Source organism: Pseudomonas alkylphenolica, assembly GCF_000746525.1.
Classification (GTDB): domain Bacteria; phylum Pseudomonadota; class Gammaproteobacteria; order Pseudomonadales; family Pseudomonadaceae; genus Aquipseudomonas; species Aquipseudomonas alkylphenolica.
Map to the genome: position 1 here is coordinate 2,372,965 of NZ_CP009048.1, position 23,926 is coordinate 2,396,890.

At 61.4% G+C, this 23,926-nt stretch carries 25 protein-coding genes; 11 read left to right on the forward strand and 14 right to left on the reverse strand.

Annotation, left to right across the window (positions count from 1 at the left end; genetic code table 11):
- Positions 1 to 14: 14 nt before the first annotated feature.
- Positions 15 to 353, reverse strand: a complete 339-nt coding sequence (locus PSAKL28_RS11015; RefSeq protein ID WP_038610070.1) for a cupredoxin domain-containing protein — start codon at positions 351 to 353, stop codon at positions 15 to 17.
- Positions 354 to 884, reverse strand: a complete 531-nt coding sequence (locus tag PSAKL28_RS11020; protein WP_038610073.1) for an iron transporter — start codon at positions 882 to 884, stop codon at positions 354 to 356.
- Positions 885 to 1,060: 176 nt separating this feature from the next.
- Between PSAKL28_RS11020 and PSAKL28_RS26855 the strand changes: the two genes are divergently transcribed.
- Positions 1,061 to 1,315 carry a DUF3079 domain-containing protein gene (locus tag PSAKL28_RS26855; RefSeq protein ID WP_075226491.1) on the forward strand — a complete coding sequence of 85 codons (255 nt, stop codon included), beginning with the start codon at positions 1,061 to 1,063 and terminating at the stop codon, positions 1,313 to 1,315.
- A 10-nt stretch (positions 1,316 to 1,325) separates the two neighbouring features.
- Here the strand turns inward: PSAKL28_RS26855 and PSAKL28_RS11025 are convergent, their stop codons facing one another.
- The 3 genes from PSAKL28_RS11025 to PSAKL28_RS11035 form a co-directional block, all read right to left on the reverse strand.
- Entirely contained in the window at positions 1,326 to 1,574 is a 249-nt protein-coding gene (locus tag PSAKL28_RS11025; RefSeq protein WP_038610076.1) for a hypothetical protein, read from the reverse strand.
- A 185-nt stretch (positions 1,575 to 1,759) separates the two neighbouring features.
- Entirely contained in the window at positions 1,760 to 2,281 is a 522-nt protein-coding gene (gene gloA / locus PSAKL28_RS11030; protein WP_038610078.1) for a lactoylglutathione lyase, read from the reverse strand.
- Positions 2,282 to 2,498: 217 nt separating this feature from the next.
- Positions 2,499 to 2,858, reverse strand: coding sequence for a histone-like nucleoid-structuring protein, MvaT/MvaU family (locus tag PSAKL28_RS11035; RefSeq protein ID WP_038610081.1), 360 nt, complete (start codon positions 2,856 to 2,858; stop codon positions 2,499 to 2,501).
- 364 nt (positions 2,859 to 3,222) lie between these two features.
- Between PSAKL28_RS11035 and PSAKL28_RS11040 the strand changes: the two genes are divergently transcribed.
- Both PSAKL28_RS11040 and cobF read left to right on the forward strand, forming a co-directional pair.
- The gene (locus PSAKL28_RS11040; RefSeq protein ID WP_038610084.1) at positions 3,223 to 4,512 is read left to right on the forward strand and encodes an OprD family porin; all 1,290 of its coding nucleotides are present in this window, start codon (positions 3,223 to 3,225) and stop codon (positions 4,510 to 4,512) included.
- Positions 4,513 to 4,580: 68 nt separating this feature from the next.
- Entirely contained in the window at positions 4,581 to 5,330 is a 750-nt protein-coding gene (gene cobF / locus PSAKL28_RS11045) for a precorrin-6A synthase (deacetylating) (protein ID WP_038610086.1), read from the forward strand.
- Here cobF and PSAKL28_RS11050 read toward each other — a convergent pair.
- Both PSAKL28_RS11050 and PSAKL28_RS11055 read right to left on the reverse strand, forming a co-directional pair.
- Positions 5,296 to 6,615 (reverse strand): glycosyltransferase, encoded by a 1,320-nt coding sequence (locus PSAKL28_RS11050; protein ID WP_038610089.1) that lies wholly within the window; start codon positions 6,613 to 6,615, stop codon positions 5,296 to 5,298. The two genes, cobF and PSAKL28_RS11050, sit on opposite strands and share 35 nt — an antisense overlap.
- 77 nt (positions 6,616 to 6,692) lie before the next feature.
- A complete protein-coding gene (locus PSAKL28_RS11055; protein WP_051939296.1) occupies positions 6,693 to 7,097 on the reverse strand; it encodes a response regulator in 405 nt (134 codons plus the stop codon).
- Between the two features lie 276 nt (positions 7,098 to 7,373).
- Here PSAKL28_RS11055 and PSAKL28_RS11060 point away from each other — a divergent pair, with 276 nt between their 5' ends.
- From PSAKL28_RS11060 to PSAKL28_RS11075, 4 genes are read left to right on the forward strand one after another with little or no spacing between them, the layout of a single operon-like run.
- Positions 7,374 to 10,868, forward strand: coding sequence for a response regulator (locus PSAKL28_RS11060; protein WP_038610091.1), 3,495 nt, complete (start codon positions 7,374 to 7,376; stop codon positions 10,866 to 10,868).
- A complete protein-coding gene (locus tag PSAKL28_RS11065) occupies positions 10,865 to 11,686 on the forward strand; it encodes a CheR family methyltransferase (protein WP_038610093.1) in 822 nt (273 codons plus the stop codon). Before PSAKL28_RS11060 ends, PSAKL28_RS11065 begins: the two co-directional genes overlap by 4 nt.
- Entirely contained in the window at positions 11,683 to 12,258 is a 576-nt protein-coding gene (locus tag PSAKL28_RS11070) for a chemotaxis protein CheB (protein WP_038610096.1), read from the forward strand. The genes PSAKL28_RS11065 and PSAKL28_RS11070 overlap by 4 nt, the downstream gene beginning before the upstream one ends.
- Positions 12,252 to 13,433 (forward strand): hybrid sensor histidine kinase/response regulator, encoded by a 1,182-nt coding sequence (locus PSAKL28_RS11075; protein ID WP_038610098.1) that lies wholly within the window; start codon positions 12,252 to 12,254, stop codon positions 13,431 to 13,433. The genes PSAKL28_RS11070 and PSAKL28_RS11075 overlap by 7 nt, the downstream gene beginning before the upstream one ends.
- Positions 13,434 to 13,539: 106 nt before the next feature.
- On the opposite strand, the gene PSAKL28_RS11080 is transcribed toward PSAKL28_RS11075, so the two are convergent.
- Genes PSAKL28_RS11080 through PSAKL28_RS11090 form a run of 3 tightly spaced genes read right to left on the reverse strand, consistent with a single transcriptional unit; the run spans position 13,540 to position 16,195 of the window.
- Positions 13,540 to 14,133 carry a TetR/AcrR family transcriptional regulator gene (locus tag PSAKL28_RS11080; RefSeq protein WP_038610101.1) on the reverse strand — a complete coding sequence of 198 codons (594 nt, stop codon included), beginning with the start codon at positions 14,131 to 14,133 and terminating at the stop codon, positions 13,540 to 13,542.
- 11 nt (positions 14,134 to 14,144) lie between these two features.
- The gene (locus PSAKL28_RS11085) at positions 14,145 to 14,993 is read right to left on the reverse strand and encodes a 3-hydroxybutyryl-CoA dehydrogenase (RefSeq protein ID WP_038610104.1); all 849 of its coding nucleotides are present in this window, start codon (positions 14,991 to 14,993) and stop codon (positions 14,145 to 14,147) included.
- Between the two features lie 17 nt (positions 14,994 to 15,010).
- Complete coding sequence (locus PSAKL28_RS11090) at positions 15,011 to 16,195, reverse strand: acetyl-CoA C-acyltransferase family protein (RefSeq protein ID WP_038610107.1); 1,185 nt, start codon at positions 16,193 to 16,195, stop codon at positions 15,011 to 15,013.
- A 167-nt stretch (positions 16,196 to 16,362) separates the two neighbouring features.
- Between PSAKL28_RS11090 and PSAKL28_RS11095 the strand changes: the two genes are divergently transcribed.
- Positions 16,363 to 17,376 carry an AraC family transcriptional regulator gene (locus tag PSAKL28_RS11095; RefSeq protein WP_038610110.1) on the forward strand — a complete coding sequence of 338 codons (1,014 nt, stop codon included), beginning with the start codon at positions 16,363 to 16,365 and terminating at the stop codon, positions 17,374 to 17,376.
- Here PSAKL28_RS11095 and PSAKL28_RS11100 read toward each other — a convergent pair.
- Together PSAKL28_RS11100 and PSAKL28_RS11105 are read right to left on the reverse strand one after the other, a co-directional pair.
- Positions 17,353 to 18,255, reverse strand: a complete 903-nt coding sequence (locus PSAKL28_RS11100) for a dihydrodipicolinate synthase family protein (protein ID WP_038610113.1) — start codon at positions 18,253 to 18,255, stop codon at positions 17,353 to 17,355. The two genes, PSAKL28_RS11095 and PSAKL28_RS11100, sit on opposite strands and share 24 nt — an antisense overlap.
- A gap of 37 nt (positions 18,256 to 18,292) precedes the next feature.
- Positions 18,293 to 19,075, reverse strand: a complete 783-nt coding sequence (locus PSAKL28_RS11105; protein WP_038610116.1) for an aldolase — start codon at positions 19,073 to 19,075, stop codon at positions 18,293 to 18,295.
- Between the two features lie 159 nt (positions 19,076 to 19,234).
- Here PSAKL28_RS11105 and PSAKL28_RS11110 point away from each other — a divergent pair, with 159 nt between their 5' ends.
- Both PSAKL28_RS11110 and PSAKL28_RS11115 read left to right on the forward strand, forming a co-directional pair.
- Positions 19,235 to 19,777 (forward strand): helix-turn-helix domain-containing protein, encoded by a 543-nt coding sequence (locus tag PSAKL28_RS11110; RefSeq protein ID WP_038610119.1) that lies wholly within the window; start codon positions 19,235 to 19,237, stop codon positions 19,775 to 19,777.
- A 5-nt stretch (positions 19,778 to 19,782) separates the two neighbouring features.
- Positions 19,783 to 20,568 (forward strand): AraC family transcriptional regulator, encoded by a 786-nt coding sequence (locus PSAKL28_RS11115; RefSeq protein WP_038610121.1) that lies wholly within the window; start codon positions 19,783 to 19,785, stop codon positions 20,566 to 20,568.
- On the opposite strand, the gene PSAKL28_RS11120 is transcribed toward PSAKL28_RS11115, so the two are convergent.
- Entirely contained in the window at positions 20,557 to 21,144 is a 588-nt protein-coding gene (locus PSAKL28_RS11120; RefSeq protein ID WP_038610124.1) for a LysE family translocator, read from the reverse strand. The genes PSAKL28_RS11115 and PSAKL28_RS11120 overlap by 12 nt on opposite strands.
- Before the next feature lie 339 nt (positions 21,145 to 21,483).
- Between PSAKL28_RS11120 and PSAKL28_RS11125 the strand changes: the two genes are divergently transcribed.
- Positions 21,484 to 23,055: a TerC family protein gene (locus PSAKL28_RS11125; RefSeq protein WP_038610127.1), complete on the forward strand. Its 1,572-nt coding sequence runs from the start codon at positions 21,484 to 21,486 to the stop codon at positions 23,053 to 23,055.
- Here PSAKL28_RS11125 and rarD read toward each other — a convergent pair.
- Positions 23,018 to 23,905, reverse strand: a complete 888-nt coding sequence (gene rarD / locus PSAKL28_RS11130) for an EamA family transporter RarD (RefSeq protein ID WP_038610130.1) — start codon at positions 23,903 to 23,905, stop codon at positions 23,018 to 23,020. The genes PSAKL28_RS11125 and rarD overlap by 38 nt on opposite strands.
- Positions 23,906 to 23,926 lie beyond the last annotated feature (21 nt).

Here is a 23,926-nt window from a genome sequence, read left to right on the forward strand (position 1 = left end):
CTGCACACCCACGGCTACTGCGCGAGGATGGCGCCCTCGGGCAGTTGCGGATTGAATTCGTCGAAGAACGGATAGCGGCCGGGCCGGAGCGGGTGGATGACGACAAAGGTCGTCACGCCCGGCGACAGCACTTTCTCTACCCGCAAGGGTGTACTTTCGAATTCTGCCGGGCCTTCGCCCTGATTCTTCAGGACGATCTTGAAGCGTTGCCCGGCGGGAACTTCCAGCACCGCGGGGGTGAAGTGTCCGTCACGCAGGATCAGCTCGTAGCTGGGCAGTGGCGCGGCGCTCAGGGGCGTGGCTGCACCGGCCAGAATCAACCAGGCCAGGCGCTGGTGGAGGCGGGCGTTCATTCAGTAGCCGCCTTTCTTGCCAATCCCGGCGTAGACGAAGGTGTAGTGCAGTTCGCAGCGCTCGAACCAGGGTTCCACCCCGGTTTCCTTGTCGGTGTGGCGCCCCAGCGAACCGTGACCGCCTGGCGGCAGGAGGGTGAAGGTCAGCTGGTATTTGCCCGGCCCCTGCAGTTTGACGTTATCGCCATAGTGCGGGCCGTCGTTGGCGACCATGGCATGGAAGTCACCGCTGATGGGTGTGTCGCTGCCTTGCTTTTGCAGGCTGAAGGCGACATTCAGGTAGGGCACGAAACTGCCTTCCTGAAAGCCCTGGCGATTGTCGGCGGTGGCGCGGATATCGGCTTCCAGATGGATGTCCGAGTCGGCAGTGGCGCGCATCATGCCGGCCGGGGCCATTTCAATCGGCTGCAGGTACACCGCGCCGACCTCCAGCCCCGGGCACAGTTGCGGCTTGCCGATGGGGTATTCCTTGGCCAGTGCCGGCGGGGTGATCAGGAGCAAGGCGAGTGACAGCGAAAAGGGGGTACGCATGACGACTTCCTGGGTGCTGACGAGTGGGAGCCCGAGTCTAGGAAGCTTTTGTGTGAATAATAATGATTATTATCAATTTTACCGTCGATCCGTCAGCGCCCTTGATCTGCATCAAGGGCAAAGCCGTAGCGAGGCAATAAGGTGGAAGCTCGCCCATAGCCTGCCTGGGGAATATCATGGCCAAGCCCTTTCCCGTCAGCCCGAAACACCCTGAACGTATCTGCTGGGGTTGCGATCGTTATTGCGCGGCGAATGCCCTGGCCTGCGGCAATGGCGCCGACCGGACCATGCACCCGGTAGAGGTGTTCGGTGAGGACTGGAATGTGCCGGGGGACTATGGCCTGGGGTTGCCTGACAGCCATGATCGCGGGGCAAGCCCGCTCCCACCAAGTTCTGATACACCCTGTGGGAGCGGGCTTGCCCCGCGATAGATCTAAATGCTCAGAACAGGTGCTGACGCTTGTCCAGCTGCTGATCGACCAGCCACTTGCCATGCGCAAGCGACACGTGTTGGGCATTTTCCAGGTCGGCCAGAAAGGCCATCTTCAATGGCAGCGGCAGACGCCGGCTGGTGTGGCCTTCAGGATCTGTGATCAGGCACCCGCCGGCAAACGGCGTAGGGACGCCGTCATGGGTTTCGACACTGGCGGTGATGGTGTAGTTGCGATGCACACATTGAAGGGTTTTCATCGTCCTGACCTCGCTGCTGGGGTATCGATGGCTCGCTGTTGTTGAAGCTCCTCGCTAAGGTGCTTTTTCGGGTATACCACAGCAGTGGCCCGGAGTGACCCGGGCCGACGGGTGGGAGCGGCGGTGCGGCGGCCCGACTTGTCCCGCGATCGCTATCGCGGGGCAAGCCCGCTCCCACCGGGGGCTTAGAACTCGGTAGGCTGGATGATCTCAACCCAGTAATCGTCCGGGTCCTTGATGAAGGCCAGGTGCTTCATCCGGCCGTCGCTCAGGCGCTTCTGGAAAGTCACGCCCAGTTGCTCAAAGCGCTCGCAGGCAGCGCGAATATCCGGTACCGAAATGCAGATATGGCCAAAACCACGCGGGTCGGTGTTGCCGTTGTGGTAGGCAAAATCCGCGTCGTTTTCAGTGCCGTGGTTGTGGGTCAGCTCGAGGATGCCGGGGATCGATTTCATCCACTCGGTGCGCTTGGCGGCATCGGCCGGAATCTGCGCCTTGTCGACCAGGGCGAGGAAATACAGGCTGAACTCGGCTTCAGGGAAGTCGCGCTTTTCCACCAGGCTGAAACCCAGGACACGGGTGTAGAAGTCCAGCGACTTGGCAACGTCCTTGACCCGCAGCATGGTGTGGTTGAAGACAAAGTTCTGGGTCGCGGCATCCGGTTGCGCGGTGACACCAGGGAGGGTGTCGAGATGGTTCAGGCTCATGGGCACTCCGCTTGAAGAGGCTGGCAACAGCAATGCCAGCAAGACAGTCAGGGCCACATGATACGGAACTGAAACAATTGCGCAAACGAATTGCGCCCCGCCTGTGAAGGGCGGGGCGCAAGAATTAGAAGCCCGCCGAGGCGGGCGTATGGGGCGCTATTCCGTTAGCGATCTTCATCCTGATTGAGAGGATGTGAAAAAAGTGTGAAGGACACTTTCACGAACGCAACCAGCTGTCGACTGTTTTCGCCCCGTACTGTTCTTTCCAGGCTTTGAGGCCACGGTGGTTGCCACCTTTGGTTTCAATCAGCTCACCGGTGTGAGGGTTTTCATACACTTTGACCACCCGTGCGCGGCGGGTTTTCGGTGCGCTCACCGCACCTTTGGCCACGGCTTTGGGGTCGAGAATGGAAATGATATCGCGCAGATTCTTGCCATAGCTGTTCATCAGCTCGACAAGTTTGCGTTCGAACTCGATTTCGCGCTTGAGGCCGGCGTCCTTTTTCAGCGCCTCCAGTTGCGCCATCTGTTCTTGAAGCGCTTTTTCGGCAGCACGAAACTCTGCAAGTCTGGACACTGTCATCACTCCTTTATGTCTGCAGTGGCCCGGCACGCGTAAAACGAGGAGTAACCTGAATAACGCAGCGAGCACTGGGTTGGGCACAACATCGCACTAATAAAGAGTGTAGTAGTCCCCGGGCGGCGGGTAAACATATGAAATTTAACTTTGCTGCAATGGAACTTTCTTACTTGTCTGCGCGTTAATACGAAACAACTAGTCGATTGCCTGCCAAACGCCTTAGACCAAGGTCCAATGGCCCGATATAGAGCGGTTTCGAGATAATTTTCGGTCAGCCTCGAGCTTTATTGGCGCTGGATGCATTGCCGGTGCCTGGACGGCTGCCGGTTGTTTTTTGTCACTCTTTCGGATTGTGCTTCTGATGTTTGCCCCATACCCCCTCGCGCCCGGGCGCGGCCTTGCCGGCCTGCTCGCGATGTTCACTGCCGCTTCGACTCAGGCTGCCGGTTTTCTTGAAGACAGCAGTGCCAAAGTCGAAGCACGCAATGTCTATTTCAATCGCGATTTTCGTGATGGCCATGTCAGTTCCAGTCAGGGCGCTTCGAAACGCGAAGAATGGGCTCAGGGATTCATTCTCAATGTGCAGTCCGGTTATACCCAGGGCCCTGTAGGCTTTGGCGTCGATGCCCTGGGCATGCTCGGGATCAAGCTCGACTCCAGTCCGGCTGATAGCAACAGCGGTTTGATGCCGTCCAGCGGGCATGACCCGCGGGAGTCGGTGGACCAATATGCCAAGCTCGGCCTGACCGCGAAAATGCGCTATTCGAAGACCGTGCTCAAGTACGGCTCGATGCTGCCGGACATGCCGCTGCTCAAATACAACGACGGCCGCCTGCTGCCGACGATGTTCCAGGGGGCGATGCTCACGTCCGAGGAAATCAATAACCTCAAGTTCAGCGTTGCCCGTCTGGACAAGTACACCGCGCGCGATTCCACCGATCGCCAGGACATTCGCGTGCACTGCAAGAACAAGCGCTATGCCTGCAATATCACCGCCGATCATTTCGACATGGCTGGTGTCGATTACAAGTTCAATGAACGCCTGAGCGCCCAATACCAGGTGGCCAAGCTGGAAAACATCTACCGCCAGCACTTCCTCGGTGTGGTAGCCAGCCAGCCGCTGAGCGTCGGTAGCCTGTCGGCCGACCTGCGCCTGATCAAGAGCGATGACATCGGCAACGCCCGTGCCGGTGATATCGACCACCGCGCGTTCAGCGGCATGCTCGGCTACAGCCTGGGTGGGCACAAGGTCAGCGCCGGCTGGCAACGCATGTACGGTGAAAATTCCATGCCGTACCTTGATGGCAGCAATCCGTACCTGGTCAACTACGCCCAGGTCAACGACTTCGCCGCCGCCCAGGAGCGCTCCTGGCAGTTGCGCTACGACTACGACTTCAAGGCCCTCGGCGTGCCGGGCTTGAGCTTCTTCACCCGCTATATCAACGGTGACCATATCAAGGTCCCCGGCAGCCTGGCCGAGGGCAAGGAGTGGGAGCGCGACAGCGAGCTCAAGTACCAGGTCCAGAGCGGCACCTTCAAGGACGTCAGCGTACGCCTGCGTAACTCCACCTACCGCAGCAACTACGAGAAGTGGGCGCGGGACATGGACGAAACGCGGGTAATCGTCAGCTACAACTTCTCGATCTGGTAAGCAGCGCATTGCCACTGCCCCTCGGCCGGCCGACAATGGCGGCTGGCCGAGCCGTGGAATGAACTGCAATGAAACAGCTGTTGTTGATCGGTATCGGGCCGGGCAATCCGCGCCAGATCACCCTTGAGGCCATCGATGCGCTGAACCGTGCCCAGGTGTTCTTCGTCCTCGATAAAGGCGCGGTCAAGGATGAGCTGCTGCAACTGCGCAAGGACATTCTCGAACGCTATATCCAGCAGCCGGGCTATCGCCTGGTGCAGGTCGAGGATCCGCAGCGTGAGGGTGCAGCCAGCGACTATGTCGGTGCCGTGCATGACTGGCACCACAAGCGTGCCACGCTCTATGCCCGCTTGATCGAAAGCGAACTGGCCGAGGGCGAGTGCGGCGCCTTTCTGCTGTGGGGCGAGCCAACCCTGTATGACAGCACCCTGCGCATCCTCGATCTGGTGCAGGCCGCTGGCGTCGGCATCGCGCTTGAAGTCATTCCCGGTATCAGCAGCGTACAGGCCCTGGCGGCCCGCCACCGGATTCCCTTGAACCGTATTGGTGAGCCACTGACCGTCCTGCCAGGCCGGCGCCTGGCCGAACAGTCACGGATCGACAACCTGGTGGTGATGCTCGACGGTCAATGCGCGTTCGCCGCGCTCGACGACCCCGAGCTGCTGATTTACTGGGGCGCCTACCTCGGTACCGCCGACGAGATCCTCATCGCCGGGCCGTTGCAGGCGGTGCGCCAACAGATTCTTCAGCAGCGCGAGCAGGCCCGTGCGCGCAAGGGCTGGATCATGGACACGTATCTGCTGCGCCGGCCGCTGTAGCCAGGCGGTTTTTCGCTTCGATCCATTGCGCCATGTACTGGGTGCTCTTGTGCTGGTGGTGACGCAGCATGGCCCCGGTGAAGTTGAACAAGCGGTGCTGGTCCAGATCGCCCAGTGCGTACTCGATGCGTTCGACCAGCGCAGTGCTGTGCTGGCGTCGGTCATAGCGCGCGGCAAGCAGCTGCAAACCCTGTTGTTGCGCTTGCTGCCAGCGTGCCGGGTCGTTGTACAGCTGCACCGCAGCTTCGGCCAGCGCTTCGCCGGTGCTGGCCACCGCGCCCGGCCAGGGCAGGGCGCCGTGCATGGCTTCGGCGCCGATTGGCGTGGTCACGCTGGGGGTGCCGCAGAGCATGGCGTCGGTCAGCTTGCCCTTGATCCCGGCGCCGAAGCGCAGCGGTGCCAGGCAAATGCGCGCATTGCTCATCACCTCCAGGGCATCCTCGGCCCAGTTCATGATGTGGAAGCCTTCGGCAGGCTTGTGCAGCGCCGTGGCCTTCGGTGGCGTGTAGGCGCCGTAGATGTGCAACTGCGCCTGGGGCAGGCGGCGGCGGATGATCGGCCACAGCGTATTCTTCATCCACAACACGGCATCCCAGTTCGGGGCGTGGCGGAAGTTGCCGATGCTGAGGAAGTGCGCACGCTCGTCGTAAGGCTTGAACGCTGCGCCGGGCACATCGACCATCAGCGGGCACCAGTGCAGCAGGTGCTCGGGCACGCCGAAGCCGTTGATCAGCAGGTCGATCTCGACGTCCGAGATCATCAGGCTCAGGTCGCTGCGGTAGATGGCCGCCAGTTCGCGCAGGGTCTGGTCGGCCGAGGCCATCTGCCGATACAGCTCGGGGCCGGAGGTGGCGAACAGCGCGCGGAAGTCGTTGGGGTCCAGCCCTTCGATCAGGCGGCGGCGCAGCAGTTGTTGACGGGCGTCGCGCAGGCTTTGCAGGTCCGAGGTTTCCAGTACGCGCAAGGCGTTGGGGCAGTGTTTTTCCACGCGCCAGCCGAATTGCTCTTCCATCATGAAACGGTCGAACAGCACCACATCCGGGGCCAGTTCACTGACGAACTGGTCGAAACTGCTGTCATTGAGGGTAATGGCCTGTTCGGCAATGCCCAGCTCGGCAAGATCTGCCTTGTGCTCCCCGACCGTCGCCGGGCTGCTGAAGGTTACGCGCCAGCCACGTTGGACGAAACTCTCGAGGATCTGTACCACATGCCCGCCGGCGGCCGAGGAGCGCGGTTCGGGCCAGACGTAGCCGATGACCAGGACGTTGAGGGCGGGCTTGAGCATGAGGGGAAGAGGCCTTGGAAAAAGTGCCTATTCTACAGGGTGGGAGCGGGCTTGCCCCGCGATTTGTGTTGTGCCAGTTACATTGAATCGCGGGGCAAGTCGGGTCGCCGCACCGCCGCTCCCACCGACAGTATGCTTTGCACCTTGTCGCGCAATTGATCGATGCTGAACGGCTTGCCGATCAGGTGTGTGCCCTCGGGTACGTCGAGGTTGTCACCATAGCCACTGGCAAACAGTATCGGTAGCAACGGCCTTGCCTCTTGCGCCTTGACCGCCAGCGCCTTGCCGTCCATGTCCGGCAGGCCGATATCGGTCATCATCAGCGCCAGTGTCTGCTCAGGATCCTCGAGGATCTTCAGGGCGTTCTCAGCGTCCTGGGCCTCGACGACCGTATAGCCCAGCGCTTCCAGCACTTCGACGATCAGCATGCGCACAATCGCGTCATCTTCGACAACCAGAAGGGCGGGGGCAGATGAGGGCATGGCAAAGGTCCTGTACTAATGTCTGTTCATATTCTGTAAGCCAGGTGTGGCCTGAAGTTCCCTGCTGCCTGTGCAGGATAGCGATGTGCACACCCGCAGGGAACGATTGGCGTCTGTTGACCTCAAATGCTGGCTAAATGCCCTGTCAGCACCGGCAAAGCTGGTTAGACTCAGGGTCAGAAGGCCGCAGGGATCGCCTTCGCAGCGAAAAATAGAACAATTACTCGAAAATCCGCCACACTTCTTTTGTTTGATTCACTTGCTTGGATGTATGTGATGATTCAACCAGCCTCGATAGATCAGCAAAGCTTTCGCAAGTTGCTGAGCCGCAACATCGGCCTGCCTCTGGGCGTCGGCCTGCTCAGCGCTGTAGTGTTCATAGCCATGATCAATTACCTGTTGTCGGCCATTCAGTGGGTGGAACATACCGACCGGGTGATCAACAACGCCAACGAGGCGGTCAAGCTGTCGATCGATATGGAAACCGGCATGCGCGGCTTCCTGATCACCGCTGACGAGCGCTTTCTCGAACCTTACGAGGTGGCCAAGCCACAAGTGCTGTCCGGCCTGATGAGCCTGCAGACGATGGTGACCGACAATCCGCAGCAGGTCGACCGGCTGGAGCGCTTGATGGCGCTGCAGCAAGAGTGGAATACCTTTGCCAGTCAGGTGATCAGTCTGCGCCGTCAGGACAGTGACTACCAGGAACCGATCCGGGCCGGTCGCGGCAAGCGCATCACCGACGAAATCCGCAAGGAATTCGCTACCTTCATCGGCATGGAACAACAGCTGCGGGTCGCCCGTAACGAGCAGGTCAGCACCCTGACGCGGGTGGCGATTTCCGTGTACCTGGTGTTCATCATCCTGCTCAGTGCTTTGTTGGCGTTCCTCGGGCGCCGCGATCTGTTGGCGTTGTCCTCCAGCTACACCAGCAACCTGCAAGCCCAGCAACGTTCGACCCAGCGCCTGGAACAGCAAGCCTGGTTACGCAGCGGGCAGACGCAACTGGCCGGGCAGGTGCTCGGGCAACTGACGCTGCCGATGCTGGGCAACAATATCCTGCGCTTTTTCGCCACCTACCTGGGCAGTGTGGTGGCGGCGCTTTACGTGCGTGATGACCAGGGTGCTTTGCGGCGGGTGGCAAGCTACGGCTTTTCTGCCGAGCAGGAAGCCCGTGAACAGCTGATCGGCCATCAGCAAGGCCTGCTCGCCCAGGCGGTGAGCCAGGGGCGCCTGCTGCGTCTTGATGACGTGCCTGAGGACTACTTCAAGGTCAACTCCGGCTTGGGTGAAGGGTTGCCGCGCAGTGTGCTGATGGTGCCGACCAGCAACGACGGGCAGATCAACGGGGTGGTCGAGCTGGGTTTCCTGCGGCCGCTGACTGATCGCGATATCGAACTGCTCGAGCTGGTCGCTGACAACCTCGGCACCTCCATTGAAAGTGCCCGCTATCGTCAACGCCTGCAGGACGTGCTGGCCGAAACCCAGCAGCTCAACGAAGAGTTGCAGGTGCAGCAGGAAGAGCTGAAATCCGCCAACGAGGAACTCGAAGAACAGTCGCGGGTGCTCAAGGAGTCCCAGGCCCATCTGGAGACCCAGCAAGCCGAACTGGAACAGACCAATGAGCAACTGGCCGAACGCACCCAGGCCCTGGCCGAGCAGCGCGATGCGCTGAACCGCAAGAACAGCGAACTGAACCAGGCCCAGGCCGAGCTGCAGACGCGCGCCGAGGAGCTGCAGCGCTCCAGCAAGTACAAGTCTGAGTTTCTCGCCAACATGTCTCATGAGCTGCGTACACCGCTGAACAGCTCGCTGATCCTGGCCAAATTGCTGGCGGAGAACGCTCAGGAGAATCTCAGCGAAGAGCAGGTCAAGTTTGCCGAGTCGATCTACTCGGCGGGTAACGACCTGCTCAACCTGATCAACGACATTCTCGACATCGCCAAGGTCGAAGCCGGCAAGCTTGAAGTACGCCCGGAGGCCACCCAGCTGGTGCGTTTGACCGAAGGCCTGCAATCGCTGTTCGAACCGCTGGCCAGCGACAAGCAGTTGAGCTTTAGCGTGGTCATCGAACCCGAGGTACCGAGCACGTTGTACACCGACCGCCAGCGTCTGGAACAGATCCTCAAGAACCTGCTGTCCAATGCCGTGAAATTCACCGAGAAAGGCCAGGTCAGCCTCACCGTCAGCCTGCAGCCGGGTACCGGCATTGTGTTCGCTGTGCGCGACAGCGGTATCGGCATCGCGGCCGATCAGCAACAGCGTATTTTCGAAGCCTTTCACCAGGCCGATGGCACCAGCAACCGACGTTATGGTGGCACCGGCCTGGGCTTGTCGATCTCCCGCGATCTGGCGCAACTGCTCGGGGGGCAGATCAGTGTCGACAGCAGCCTGGGCAAGGGCAGTGTGTTCAGCCTGATCCTGCCGGAGCGCTATGAGCCGGTCGACAGCCAAGGGCCGGCACTGATCGTCAATCAGCCCCTGGCCACAGTCGTTGCAGCAGAACCCGAGGCGCCGGTCGACGTTGCCATGCCTGCGCGCAGCACACCGGCGTTTGCCGATGACCGGGCGCTGGCACCGTTCAGCAACCGCTGCATTCTGGTGATCGAGGATGAACCGAATTTCGCCCGCATTCTCTTTGATCTTGCCCATGAACTGGGTTACAGCTGCCTGGTCGCCCAGGCCGCCGACGAAGGTTTCGAGCTGGCCGCAGGGTTCATTCCCGACGCCATCCTGCTCGACATGCGCCTGCCGGATCACTCCGGCCTGACCGTGCTGCAACGGCTCAAGGAGCAGGCCGGCACCCGCCACATTCCGGTGCATATCATTTCTGTCGAAGACCGGGTGGAGGCGGCCATGCACATGGGCGCCGTCGGCTATGCGGTGAAACCCACCAGCCGTGAAGAACTCAAGGCCGTGTTTGCGCGCCTGGAGGCCAAGCTGACCCAGAAGCTCAAGCACATTCTGCTGGTCGAAGACGATGATCTGCAGCGTGAGAGCATTGCCCGGCTGATTGGCGACGATGACATCGAGATCACCGCTGTCGGCCTGGCCCAGGAAGCCCTGGACCTGCTGCGCGAGAACGTCTACGACTGCATGATCATCGACCTGAAACTGCCGGACATGCTCGGCAACGAGCTGCTCAAACGCATGTCGTCCGAGGATATCCGCGCCTTCCCGCCGGTGATCATCTATACCGGGCGCAACCTGACCCGCGATGAAGAGGCCGACCTGCTCAAGTACTCGCGCTCGATCATCATCAAGGGCGCGCGCTCGCCGGAGCGGCTGCTGGATGAGGTGACACTGTTTCTGCACAAAGTCGAGTCGACGCTGTCTCATGAACGTCAGCGCATGCTCAAGACCGCACGCAGTCGCGACAAGGTCTTCGAAGGGCGCAAACTGCTCCTGGTCGACGACGATGTACGGAACATTTTCGCCCTGACCAGTGCGCTCGAGCACAAAGGCGCGATCGTCGAAATCGCCCGCAATGGCCGCGAGGCCATCGAACGGCTGGAACAGCACGTCGATATCGACCTGGTGCTGATGGACGTGATGATGCCGGAGATGGATGGCTATGAAGCCACCCGGCTGATCCGCCAGCAACCGCGCTGGCGCAAACTGCCGATCATCGCGGTGACGGCCAAGGCCATGAAGGATGACCAGCAGCGTTGCCTGCAGGCCGGCGCCAATGATTACCTGGCCAAGCCCATTGACCTTGACCGTCTGTTCTCGCTGATCCGTGTCTGGCTGCCGCAACTGGAGCGAATTTGACCATCGAGCGTAATACCGACATCGAAATACGGCTGTTGATCGAGGCGATCTACCTCAAATACAGCTATGACTTTCGGGACTACTCCGGTGCTTCGATCAAGCGCCGGATCCTGCATGCCGTGCGCCAGTTCGAGTGCAACACGGTCTCGGCGCTGCAGGAGCGGGTCCTGCACGATCCGGGCATGTTCATGCAGTTGCTGCAGTTCCTGACCATCCCGGTCAGCGAGATGTTTCGCGACCCGGAGCACTTTCTGGCGCTGCGCCGGGAGGTGGTGCCGCTGCTGCGTACCTGGCCGTCGCTGAAGGTCTGGGTTGCCGGTTGCAGCACCGGCGAGGAGGTTTACTCGCTGGCCATCCTGCTGCGCGAAGAGGGCTTGCTGGAGCGCACCATCATCTATGCCACCGACATCAACCCCAGTTCCCTGGACAAGGCCAAACAGGGCATCTACTCGATGCAGAACATGCGCGGCTACGCCGAGAACTACCGCAAAGCCGGTGGCCAGCGCGACTTCAGCGAGTACTACACCTGCGCCTACGGCAACGCCATTGTCGACAGCAGCCTGCGCGACAACGTGACCTTCGCCGATCACAGCCTGGCCACCGACAGCGTATTTTCCGAAACCCAGCTGATCTCCTGCCGCAATGTGCTGATCTACTTCAACAAGACCTTGCAGGATCGTGCGTTCGGGCTGTTTCACGAATCGCTTTGTCACCGCGGCTTCCTGGTCCTGGGCAGCAAGGAAACCCTGGACTTTTCCGCCTATGCCGGGCAGTTCCAGGCCCTGGTCAAGCCAGAACGGATCTACCGTAAATCATGAACGGCATTCAGGCGATCACCTTGGGCGCCTCGGCCGGTGGCGTCAGTGCCTTGCTCAACCTGTTTCATGCCTTGCCGCTGGATTTCCGGATTCCGCTGGTGTGTGTACTGCACTTGCCGGATGACCGTCACAGCCAGCTGGCCGAGGTATTCAGCCGTAGATTGGGGCGCCCGGTGACGGAGGCACGGGACAAACAGGAGGTAGCCCCCGGGATGATCTATTTCGCCGGGCCCGGTTATCACCTGTCGGTGGAACGCGACCGCAGCTTTTCCTTGAGCCAGGAGGAGCGGGTGTATTTCTCCCGGCCTTCAATCGACATCCTGTTCGCATCCGCCGCCGATGCCTATGGCCCGGCGTTGCTCGGTGTGCTGTTGACCGGGGCCAACGAAGACGGTGCCGATGGCCTGGCGCAGATCAAGCAGTCCGGCGGCCACACCATCGTTCAGGACCCGCGCGAGGCGCAGGTCGCCACTATGCCGAAAGCGGCGCTGGCCCTGCACCACCCAGACTACATACTGCCGTTGCACGGCATCGGGCAATTGCTCGCCAAGCTGGAATTCACTGAATGCTAAGCCACATCCAAGCCAAACTGCTGATCGTCGACGACCTGCCGGAAAACCTGCTGGCGCTGCAGGCGCTGGTCAAGGGCAGCGACCGCGAGGTGTATCAGGCACAGTCCGCCGACCAGGCGCTGTCACTGCTGCTTGAACATGAGTTCGCCCTGGCCATTCTCGATGTGCAGATGCCGGGCATGAACGGTTTCGAGCTGGCCGAGCTGATGCGCGGCACAGAGAAGACCAAGAACATCCCGATCGTCTTTGTCAGCGCTGCCGGGCGTGAGATGAACTATGCCTTCAAAGGCTATGAAAGTGGTGCGGTGGACTTTTTGCACAAGCCGCTGGACAACCAGGCGGTGAAAAGCAAAGTGGCGGTGTTTGTCGACCTGTTCCGCCAGCGCAAGGCCCTTGATCAGCAACTGCAGGCGCTGGAGCGCAGCCGGGAAGAACAGGAGCAGTTGCTGACCCAACTGCAGGTCACCCGTCGTGAGCTGGAACACGCGGTGCGCATGCGCGACGATTTCATGTCGATTGTCTCCCATGAGGTGCGCACGCCGCTCAACGGCCTGATCCTGGAAACCCAGCTGCGCAAGTTGCATCTGGCCCAGGACAACGCTGATGCCTTCACCCTGGACAAGATGCGCGCGATGGTCGAGCGCGATGAACGTCAGATCAACAGCCTGATCCGTCTGATCGAAGACATGCTCGATGTGTCGCGGATCCGCACCGGCAAGTTGTCGATCCGTCCCAGTCAGTTCGACCTGACGCAGCTGGTCGCTGGGCTGGTCGAGAACTTCGCCGCCCAGGCTGCGGCGGCGGGCTCGCTGATCGAGTTCAAGGCCGAGGCGCCATTGATGGGGGTGTGGGATGAGTTTCGTATTGAACAGGTGGTGGCCAATCTGCTGACCAATGCGCTGCGTTATGGGGCCAGGCATCCGGTCCGGGTGCGTGCCTTTGAGCTGCAGGGGTTGGCGTGTATCGAGGTTCGCGATCAGGGCATTGGTATCAGTGCGCAGAATCAGCAACGCATTTTTCAGCAGTTCGAGCGGGTGGCGTCGAATCCGGGGAATGCAGGGCTGGGGCTGGGGTTGTACATCTCGGAGCAGATTGTCCTGGCCCACGGCGGCAGCATTGATGTAGAGAGTATCGAGGGGCAGGGGGCGACGTTTACGGTGCGTCTGCCTCTGTAACGGGGAGCGACTGCCCAGGGTGGGAGCGGGCTTGCCCCGCGATTGCGGGCTGCCAGTCACATCCGATCGCGGGGCAAGCCCGCTCCCACCGGGGGGCTGGTTTCGATCACACCATGGTATTAAGGCTTTCGCCGCGCAAGGTCCGTTCGATCCCGCCCATCAACATGCTTTCCATCAGCGCCAGGCCTTGGGCCTGAGGCAACTGCGATGCCTGCAGCCAGCTGGGCAGGCTGTTGAGCAGGTTGGCAATCACATGGGCAGTAGCGGCCAGGGCCTGGCCGCGCAAGGTCGACTTGGGCACGATCAGACGCAGCAGCGACGCTTCGTACTGTTGGCGCAATTGACCGATTCGCGCCTGCTGGTCAGGGGTCAGGCAGCAGAGATCGCGCTTGGCCAGACGGAACTGCAACGGGCGCTCGGCATGCAACGCCCAGTGTGCGGCAATCACTTCAGTCAGGGTTTGCTGGTGAACGCGGCGGCCCTGGTTGAGGGTGGCAAGCAGTTCTTCGTAGACCTCTTCGATCAGGTCGTACAACAGGTCCTGCTTGCTGGGGAAGTGGTGATACAACGCCCCCGCCGTCAAACCCAGATGGCTGGCCAGCTCGCGCATGCTGACCTGGCCAAAGCCCTTTTCGGCAAACAGCGCCAGGGCCCTGTCACGCCGCTCTTCAAAGTTCGCACAACGCAAAGCGGCGTCCATCGGGTCGCTCCTCAGTAGGTGAAGAAACCGCGACCGCTCTTGCGACCCAGGTAGCCGGCGGCAACCATTTCCTTGAGCAGGGGGGCAGGGCGGTATTTGCTGTCGTTATAGCCTTCGTGGAAGGCCTCCATGATGGCCAGCAGGGTATCCAGGCCAATCAGGTCGGCCAGGGCCAGCGGGCCGATCGGCTGGTTGCAGCCAAGACGCATGCCGGTGTCGATGTCTTCGGCACTGGCCAGGCCTTCCTGGAACACGAAGATCGCTTCGTTGATCATCGGCACCAGGATGCGATTGACCACAAAGCCCGGGCGGTTGCCGGCGCTGATCGGCGTTTTGCCAACCTGCTCGGTCAGGGCCAGGGCCTTGGCGTAGGTGGCATCGCTGGTTTGCAGGCCGCGAATGATCTCGACCAGGGCCATCATCGGCACCGGGTTGAAGAAGTGCACACCAATAAAGCGCTCAGGCTGGCTGACCGCCGCACCCAATTGCGTGATCGACAGCGACGAGGTGTTGGTGGCGATCACGCAGTCGCTACTGACGCTGGCAGCGATCTGCTGGAGGATGCGCAGTTTGAGTTCGAGGTTTTCAGTAGCAGCCTCGATCACCAGTTGCGCCTGTTGCAGCTGGGCGTAGTCGGTGCTGGTGCGGATGCGCGCCACCGCGGCTTCGGCAGCTTCGGCGGTCAGAGTCTGTTTGCTGACCTGACGCTCCAGGTTCTTGCGCAAGGTGGCCAGGCCGCGCTCCAGCGCGGCGTCGGACACATCGATCAGAGTGACCTGGTAACCGGCCACTGCACACACCTGGGCAATGCCGTTGCCCATGGTGCCTGCGCCGATGACTGCAATGTTTTGAATACTCACCTTGAAAACTCCTGGGTTCAGACGCGCTCGAAGACCACGGCGATGCCTTGGCCGCCGCCGATGCACATGGTCGCCAGTGCGTAGCGGCCTTCAATACGCTGCAGCTCGTGGATGGCCTTGGTGGCGATGATTGCGCCGGTAGCACCGACCGGGTGGCCGAGGGAAATACCCGAACCGTTGGGGTTGACCTTCTCCGGATCAAAGCCCAGTTCAGCGGCGACGGCGCAGGCCTGGGCGGCGAAGGCTTCGTTGGACTCGATGACGTCCAGATCGGCGACAGTCAGGCCAGCCTTTTCCAGAGCCTTGCGGGTGGCCGGGACCGGGCCCAGACCCATCAGCTCAGGCTCGACGCCCGCATGGGCGTAGGCCACCAGGCGTGCCAACGGCTTGAGGCCATGGCGTTTGACGAAGTCACCGGTGGCCAGCACCAGAGCGCCAGCGCCGTCGTTCAGGCCGCTGGCATTGCCGGCGGTGACGGTGCCGTCTTTCTTGAAGGCGGGTTTCATGCCGGCCAGTTGTTCGGTGGTGACTGCGCCACGCACGTGCTCGTCGATTTCAAAGCGCACGGTACCTTTGCGGCTTGGGATATCGATCGGCACGATCTGGCTGTTGAAACGGCCTTCGGCAATCGCGCGGGCGGCGCGCTGCTGGCTGACCAGGGCCAGTTCGTCCTGCATCTGACGGGTGATGCCATTGCGCTCGGCAACGTTTTCGGCGGTGATACCCATGTGGAAACCGGCGAACGGGTCGTGCAGGGCGCCGAGCATGTAGTCCACGCCTTGCAGATCACCCATGCGCGCACCCCAGCGGGCTTGCGGCAGCAGATAAGGACCACGGCTCATGGATTCGGCACCGGCGGCTACAACCACCTCGGCATCACCCAGCAGCAGGCTCTGGGCGGCGGAAACAATGGCCTGCAGGCCCGAACCGCAGAGGCGGTTGACGTTGAAGGCGGGGGTTTCCTTGGGGATACCGGCATTCATGGCGGCCACACGCGACAGGTAGGCATCGCGGGCTTCGGTTGGGATCACGTTACCCATGACCATATGGCCGATCTGCTCAGGCGCCACACCGGCGCGCTCGATGGCGGCGCGGGTCACTGCCGTGGCCAGGTCAGCCAGAGGCAGGTCCTTGAGGGTGCCGCCAAAGGTGCCAATAGCCGAACGGACGGCGCTGATTACGTAGATTTCCGGGGTGCTCATGATCGACTCCAGTGTGCGAAAGCATGGCGGGGCGGGGGCAGGCTCTGAGAGAATGCACGCCAAGCCAGTTCAGGTTGTCATCGAGTCTAGGCAAAGCCTTTCGCCGGGCCTATGCCATAACTGTTCACTGAGTCTGGTATTTTTTGCCATACCTTGCGGAATCCGCCATGCGGGAAAACGATACAGTCGCGGTTTACTTCGTCCATAGCATGTTGCACGCCCTGCGCGACCAGCCGCAGCGGGCGCAGGCTTTGTTGCGCGAGGCCGGTATCGATCCGGCAGTGCTCGGGACCGTGGGGGCCCGGGTGCCGGCCACCGCCTTTACCCGGCTCTGGTTGATCCTGATCCAGGACCTGGACGACGAATTCTTCAATCTCGACAGCCATGGCATGCCGACCGGCAGTTTTGCCCTGATCTGCCGTGGTCTGATTCAGGAACCGACCCTGGAAAAAGCCCTGCGCCAGTGCCTGAGCTATTTCGGTCTGTTCTTGCGTGACATTCATGCCAGCTTGTCGATCAAGGGCGCGCGGGCGGTGATCAGCGTGCAGTCACGAATCGAAGATCCAGTGACCCGGGTGTATGCCGATGAGACTTTTCTGGCCTTGGTGATCAGCCTGTTGTGCTGGCTGGGCGGGCAACGCCTGGTCATCGATCGCACCGCGCTGACGGATATGCGCCCGGCGCAGGACGATGATCCGCTGCTCTGGGGCCCCAATCTGCAGTTGGGGGCGGGCGTGAGCGAGATTGAATTTGCCGCTGACTATCTGCGTTTGCCGGTGATCCAGGACCTCGCCGGGCTCAAGACGTTTCTACGCAGTGCCCCGCAATGGCTGGTGATTCGCTACCGCAATCACAGCGGCCAGGTGGCCCAGATATACCGCTACCTGCGTGAGCGTGATCAGGGCCAATGGCCAACGCTGGTGGCTATGGCCAAGCGCCAGGGCCTGAGTGCCAGCAGTTTCCGCCGGCAGCTGGAACGTGAAGGCCGCTCGTTCCAGCAGATCAAGGATGAAGTACGCCGCGCCACAGCCTTCGAATGCCTGCGCGAAACCGACATGAGCATTGCCGAGATCGCTGAACGCACCGGGTTCCAGGAACCCAGCGCGTTCCACCGCGCGTTCAAGAAGTGGACCGGCGAAAGTCCGGGTGGTTATCGGTTACGCATGGCTACCCGGCGTTAGCAGGTCGTCCAGCAATGCGCGCAGATGATCCTGTCCAGCCTGGTTCAGGGCGAATACCGGCCGCCGAGGCTCGCCTACTGGCAAGCCGCGTATGGCCAGGCCGGCTTTGACCGTAGCAGGCAGGCCTGCCTTGAGGATGAAGTCAAGCAGCGGCAACTGACGGTAGAACACCGACTTGGCGGTTTTCAGGTCGTTGCAGACGATGGCCTTGTACAGGGCCTGGTTGAGTTCGGGAATCAGGTTCGCCGCCGCGGTGCACCAGCCACTGGCACCGGCGATGAACGCTTCCAGGGCCAGCGGGTTGCAACCGTTGTAGAACGGCACCTTGCCTTCACCGAGCAGTTGCAGCTTGTGCATGCGTTGAATGTCGCCGGTGCTCTCCTTGACCATGGTGACGTTTTCAACCTCGCGCACGATGCGCAGGATCAGTTCCACCGACATGTCGGTGCCGCTGGTGGCGGGGTTGTTGTAGAGCATGATCGGCACGTCGATGCTGGCGCCGATAGCACGGTAGTGCTCGAAGATTTCTGCTTCGCTGAGTTTCCAGTACGCCGTTGGCAAGACCATCACCGCATCGGCGCCATGGGCCTGGGCAAAGCGTGCACGGCGGATGGCGCCGGCAGTGGTCAGGTCCGAGACACTGACGATGGTTGGCACTCGGCCTGCGATGTGGGCGAGGCTGAACTCGGTGGCCTGGTCCCATTCCCGATCACTCAGGTAGGCGCCTTCACCGGTGCTGCCCAGCGGGGCGATGGCATGCACGCCACCGGCGATCAGGCGGTCGATGGACTGGCCCAGGGCAGGCAGGTCAAGGTGCTGGCCGTCGCTGCTGAACGGGGTGATGGTGTAGCCGATGATGCCGTGGAATTTCGTGGTCATGAAACGTACTCCGCAAGTAAGGCAAAAGGGCGAACAATCAGTTCAGGCAGTCGGCATGCACCCGCAGGCACTGCCGCGCATAGTAGTTGAAGGCGGCGCTGTGGCGTTTTGGCCGGGAGATCCAGTCGTGGGCTTCGCGGCCCAGCGCCGGCTCGATCGGTTTGACTTCGCCTGCGGCCATCGCCAGCAACTGCAGCTTGGCCGCACGCTCGATCAACTGGGCGATGACACAGGCTTCCTCGATGCTGGTGCCGGTGGACAACTGGCCATGGTGCGAGAGCAGGATGGCGCGTTTGTCGCCTAGCGCTGCGCTGATGATTTCACCTTCTTCGTTGCCGACCGGCACCCCGGGCCAGGCTTCAAGAAAGGCGCAGTCTTCATACAGTGGGCACAGGTCCATGTGCGAAACCTGCAGCGGCACTTCCAGCATCGACAGCGCGGCGACATGGGTAGGGTGGGTGTGGATGATGCAGTTCACATCCGGGCGTGCCCGGTACACCCAGCTGTGGAAGCGGTTGGCCGGGTTGGGCATGCCCTGGCCTTCGAGCACTTCGAGGTCTTCATTGACCAGCAACAGGTTGCTGGCGGTGATTTCGTCGAAGCCCAGCCCCAGTTGTTGGGTGTAGAAGGTGCCCGGTTGTGGCCCGCGGGTACTGATTTGCCCGGCCAGGCCCGAGTCGTGGCCATTGTCGAAGAGAATTCGACAGGTCAGGGCCAGCTTTTCCCGTGCAGTCCACGTATTATCGGCAAGCGAGCCTTGCATCTGTGTAAGGGCCTGCTTGATCAGTTGGTCCTTGGGCAATGCCAGAGTCTTGGCCATGGGGATATCCTCGATGGTGTAGAGAAATGTCAGGCTGGCCCGCCCCGGTTACTTGGAAGGTGAAGGGGCGGTTAAGCAAATGACACAAAAAAGGATAAATGACACAATGTGTCATTAGCAAGAAAAAGCTTGCCCGTGGCACTGGGAAAATTGCACCACATGTCTATCCGATTGAAATTGCTGAGAAAAAAACTGGGGATTACCTTGGAGGTGCTGGCCGAGAAGTCCGGCATGACCAAGAGTTATCTTTCCAAGGTCGAGCGTGGCCTGAACACGCCGTCGATTGCCGCTGCGCTGAAGCTGGCGCGGGCGCTGAGTGTCAATGTCGAAGAGCTGTTTGCCGAAGATGCGCCCGGCCAGGCCCGCTTTAGCCTGGTACGCAGCGGTGAGCGCCAGGCACTTTCCGGGAGCGCTCAGGGCCCGGGCTATGCGGTGTTGGCCAACCATATCGGCAGCCGCAGCTTGCTGCCGTTCATCATCAGCCCACCCGCCGATTTCAGCGACTCGACCTTCAAGGAGCACCTGGGCGAGGAGTTTCTGTTTGTTCACGAAGGCCAGGTGGAAGTGGACTTCATGAGTGAGCGGGTCATCCTCGAACGTGGTGATGCGCTGTACTTCAACGCCCAGACGCCGCATCGTCTGCGCTCGCTGGGCGAGGTGCAGGCGCAATTGCTGGTGGTGGTGCATGACGCCGAAGGCTGAAGTCGATGGACGGCTACTCTCGATTCTGGCGTGACCCGGCGCTGCCGTTCATCGAGGCGCGCAGCGTCGAGGATGGGCGCAAAGTCTGCTATGCAGCGCATTCCCACGAGAGCTTTTCCATCGGCGCGATCACCGCTGGCCGCAGTACTTATGTGAGCGGTGACAGCCACCAGCAGGTGAGCGCCGGTACCGTGGTGCTGATGAACCCCGGCGTGGTGCATACCTGCAACCCGATCGAGGGTGAACCCTGGTCGTACCTCATGCTGTACGTGGACCTGCCCTGGTTGCAGGCGCTGGGGTTCCAGCCGTTCGAGGCGCTCAGCAGCGCTTCGCCGTCCCTCTACCAGGACCTGTGCCACCTGCATGCCCTGCTGGTGGATGATCAGTTCAGCATCGCCAGCAAGCACGCTGCGTTATGCATTTTTTTCAGTGAACTGATCCAGCAGTTGCCCTCCGGCGTGCCGGCAGCGGGGCGGGTCAATCCGCGCTTGCTGGCCGCTGCCGCCTTCATCCGCGAGCACTGCACCCAGCCGTTGCGCCTGCAAGACATTGGCGCGGCGGCGGGGCTGTCTACCTCATACCTGATCCGCGCCTTCAAGCAACAGTTCGGTCTGACGCCCCATGGCTACCTGTTGGATCAACGGGTGCAGTTTGCCCGCGCCCGCCTGCGCCGCGGCGCGCTGATCGCCGAGGTGGCGCTGGAAGCCGGGTTTGCCGACCAGGCCCACCTGCAGCGGGCGTTCAAGCGTCACCTGGCGGCGACCCCCGGCCACTATCGATCAGGCCAGTAACAGGTACAGGGCGCTAGCCACCAGCAGCGCCGCCAGCGCGCGGTTGAACACACGTACGCGGTACGGGTTACCCAGGTACTGGCTGATGACACTTCCCGCCCAGGCCCAGCTGGCGATGGACAGGTAGCAGATGACAAAGTAGATGCCGGTGAACTGCCAGAGCAGGGTGGTTTCGCCTTCGCCGACATAAGCGCCGACACCGGCCACGCAGGCCAGCCAGGCCTTGGGGTTGAGCCATTGCAGGGTTGCCCCGGCGAGCATCGAGGGGGCTGCCGGGGCGCTGCTGTTGGCCAGTTCACCGCGGTCGCTGGCCAGTTTCCAGGCCATGTACAGCAAAAATGCCACGCCGCCGGCATGCAGGACCTGGGTCATGGCTGGCCAGTAACGCAGCAATTCGTGCAGCCCCAGGCCGATCAGCAACAGCAGCAGGCTGAAGCCCAGGGTGGCACCGGTGACATGCCTGAGGCTGGCACGCAAGCCATAACGGGCACCGCTGCCCAAGGCGACGATGTTGACCGGACCGGGGGAGATGGAGGCGGCCAGCGCAAAGGCGGCCATGGACAGGGTCAGACTCATTGGTGTTCATCCTGTAAGAAAGGTGAACTCAGTCTGCTGGTTTGGCTGGAGCAGGTATTGAAGGAAATTGCCCTGCAACCGGTGGGAGCGGGCTTGCCCCGCGATCGCGGTGTACCTGCCATACCGCATCGCGGGGCAAGCCCGCTCCCACCGTTCTGATACAGAATTTGAAATAGTTTTGCGCTGTAAGAAATCCCTGCTGCAATTGTAGGATCTCACCCCCAATTGATATCAGGTTGTTATGACTTCGTTCTCGGAGCCCCCCAGTACCTGGCCGTCCTGGCCATTCTCCCGTCCCTGTGACGTTTCCCCGCTGTTCGCCCAGATGAGTACCCGCCCATGGAATGGCTAGCCGACCCCACGGCCTGGCTGGGCCTTGCCACGCTGATTGTTCTGGAACTGGTGCTGGGTATCGACAACCTGGTGTTCATCGCCATCCTTGCCGACAAGCTGCCACCGCATCAGCGCGACCGTGCGCGGGTGATCGGTTTGTCCCTGGCGTTGATCATGCGCCTGGGCTTGCTGGCCAGTATTTCCTGGATGGTGACCCTGACCGAACCGTTGTTCGAGGTGCTCGGCAAGAGCTTCTCCGGCCGTGACCTGATCATGCTCTTCGGTGGTGTGTTCCTGCTGTTCAAGGCCACCATGGAACTGCACGAACGCCTGGAGGGCCATGTCGCGCAGTCCGGTGGCAGCACCCGTCATGCCGCGTTCTTGCCTATCGTCGCGCAGATCGTGGTGCTCGACGCGGTGTTCTCGCTGGACGCGGTGATCACTGCCGTGGGCATGGTCGAGCAGTTGTCGGTGATGATGATCGCGGTGATTTTCTCGATCGGTATCATGATCGTCGCCAGCAAGCCGTTGACACGTTTCGTCAACAGCCACCCGACGGTGATCATGCTGTGCCTGGGCTTCTTGATGATGATCGGCTTCGTCCTGACTGCGGAAGGGCTGGGCTTCCATATTCCCAAGGGCTATCTGTACACGGCTATCGGTTTCGCCATTGTGGTCGAACTGTTCAACCAGGTGGCCCGTGCCCGACGCAAGCGCAGCCTGCAGCAACACCGGCCGTTGCGTGAACGCACGGCCCATGCGGTGCTGCGTCTGTTGGGCGGGCGGCGTATCGAGGCGGACGAGGTTGGTGAGGAAATTGCCGACCTGGTCGAGGGCGGCGAGGAGCATGTGCTGTTCGATCGGCGCGAGCGGGTGATGATCAGCGGTGTGCTGAACCTTGCCGAACGTCCGATCAAGACGCTGATGACCGTGCGGGCCCAGGTCGATGCCATCGACCTGGCGCAAACTCCGCACGCCATTCGTACGGCGTTGATGCATTCGTCCTACTCGCGCTTGCCACTGATCCGCAACGGTCGTATCGAAGAACCACTGGGCTTTGTGCACAAGAAGGAGTTGCTCAAGGAGCTGCTGGCCGGTAACGAGCCAGACCTGGAAAGCCTGGTTCGCGCGCCGCTGAACCTGCTGGAGAGCTTCAGCATCCTCAACGCCCTGGAACAGATGCGCAACCAGTCGACGCACATCGCTTTTGTGGTCAACGAGTTCGGTGACTTCACCGGCATCCTGACCATGACCGACATCCTCGAGTCCATCGCCGGTGAATTGCCTGATGCCAGCGAGGTCGAGGGGCCGGGGATCGTCGAGGACGAGCAGGGCTTTGTCGTCAGCGGTGCCTTGAACCTGAGCCAGATCCAGGCGCGCACCGGCTTTGCCGCCAAACCGACCGAGGATTACCAGACCCTCGCCGGTCTGGTCATGAGCCTGCTTGATCGCTTGCCGGTGGTCGGCGACTGCCTGCAGTGGAATGGTTGGCAGATGACTGTGGTTGCGGTGGAGGAACGTCGGGTCCGCGAGGTACGCCTCAGACCGAGCGCCGCTGATGGCGCAGCAGGTGCTTGACGCCTTCAAGGATCAGCACCACGACTGCCAGCCAGATCGGCAGGTAGGTCAGCCACTGGTCGGGACCGATGGTCTCGCCCAGTAGCAGGGCCACAGCCACCAGCAGCACCGGCTCGACATAACTGAGCAGGCCGAACAGGCTGAACGCCAGCAGGCGGCTTGCCAGTACGTAGCAGATCAGCGCCAGCGCGCTGATCACCCCCAGCAACGGAATCAGGCCGTACAGGGCCGGGTGTTCGACCAGGTCCTGGGCGCTCAACGGGCCCTGGATGACAAAGTACAGCGCCGTCGGCAGCAGCAGGCACATGTCGGCCCACAGGCCACCGAGGTGGTCGGTGCGGCATTTGCGCCGCAGGATGAAGTACAGCGGATAGCCGATGGCGACCAGCAGGGTTTCCCAGGCGAAACTGCCGTGCTGGTACAGCTCGTGGGCAACGCCGGTTGCGGCACAGGCCACCGCCAGTTTCTGCAGGCGTGACAGGCGTTCACCGTAGACCACGCGCCCGGTCAGAACCATGGTCAGCGGCAGCAGAAAATACCCCAGCGACACCTCCAGGCTGCGCCCGTGCAACGGCGCCCAGAGGAACAGCCAGAGCTGCACACCCATCAGCGATGAGGTGCCGATCAACCCCAGCAGCAGTATCGGCTTGTGCCGGATCCGTTTGAGCAGGCCGGTAATCAGCGGCCAGTCCTTGCTCAGCAGCATGAACAGGGTCAGGCAGGGCAGGGTCAGCAGGGTACGCCAGCCAAAGACTTCCTCACCGTCAAGCGGTGTTAACAGCGAGGTGTAGAAATACATCACGGCGAACAAGCACGACGCCATGACTGATGAAACGATGCCTTTGGACACGAGGGCCTCTGTAGCAGGAAA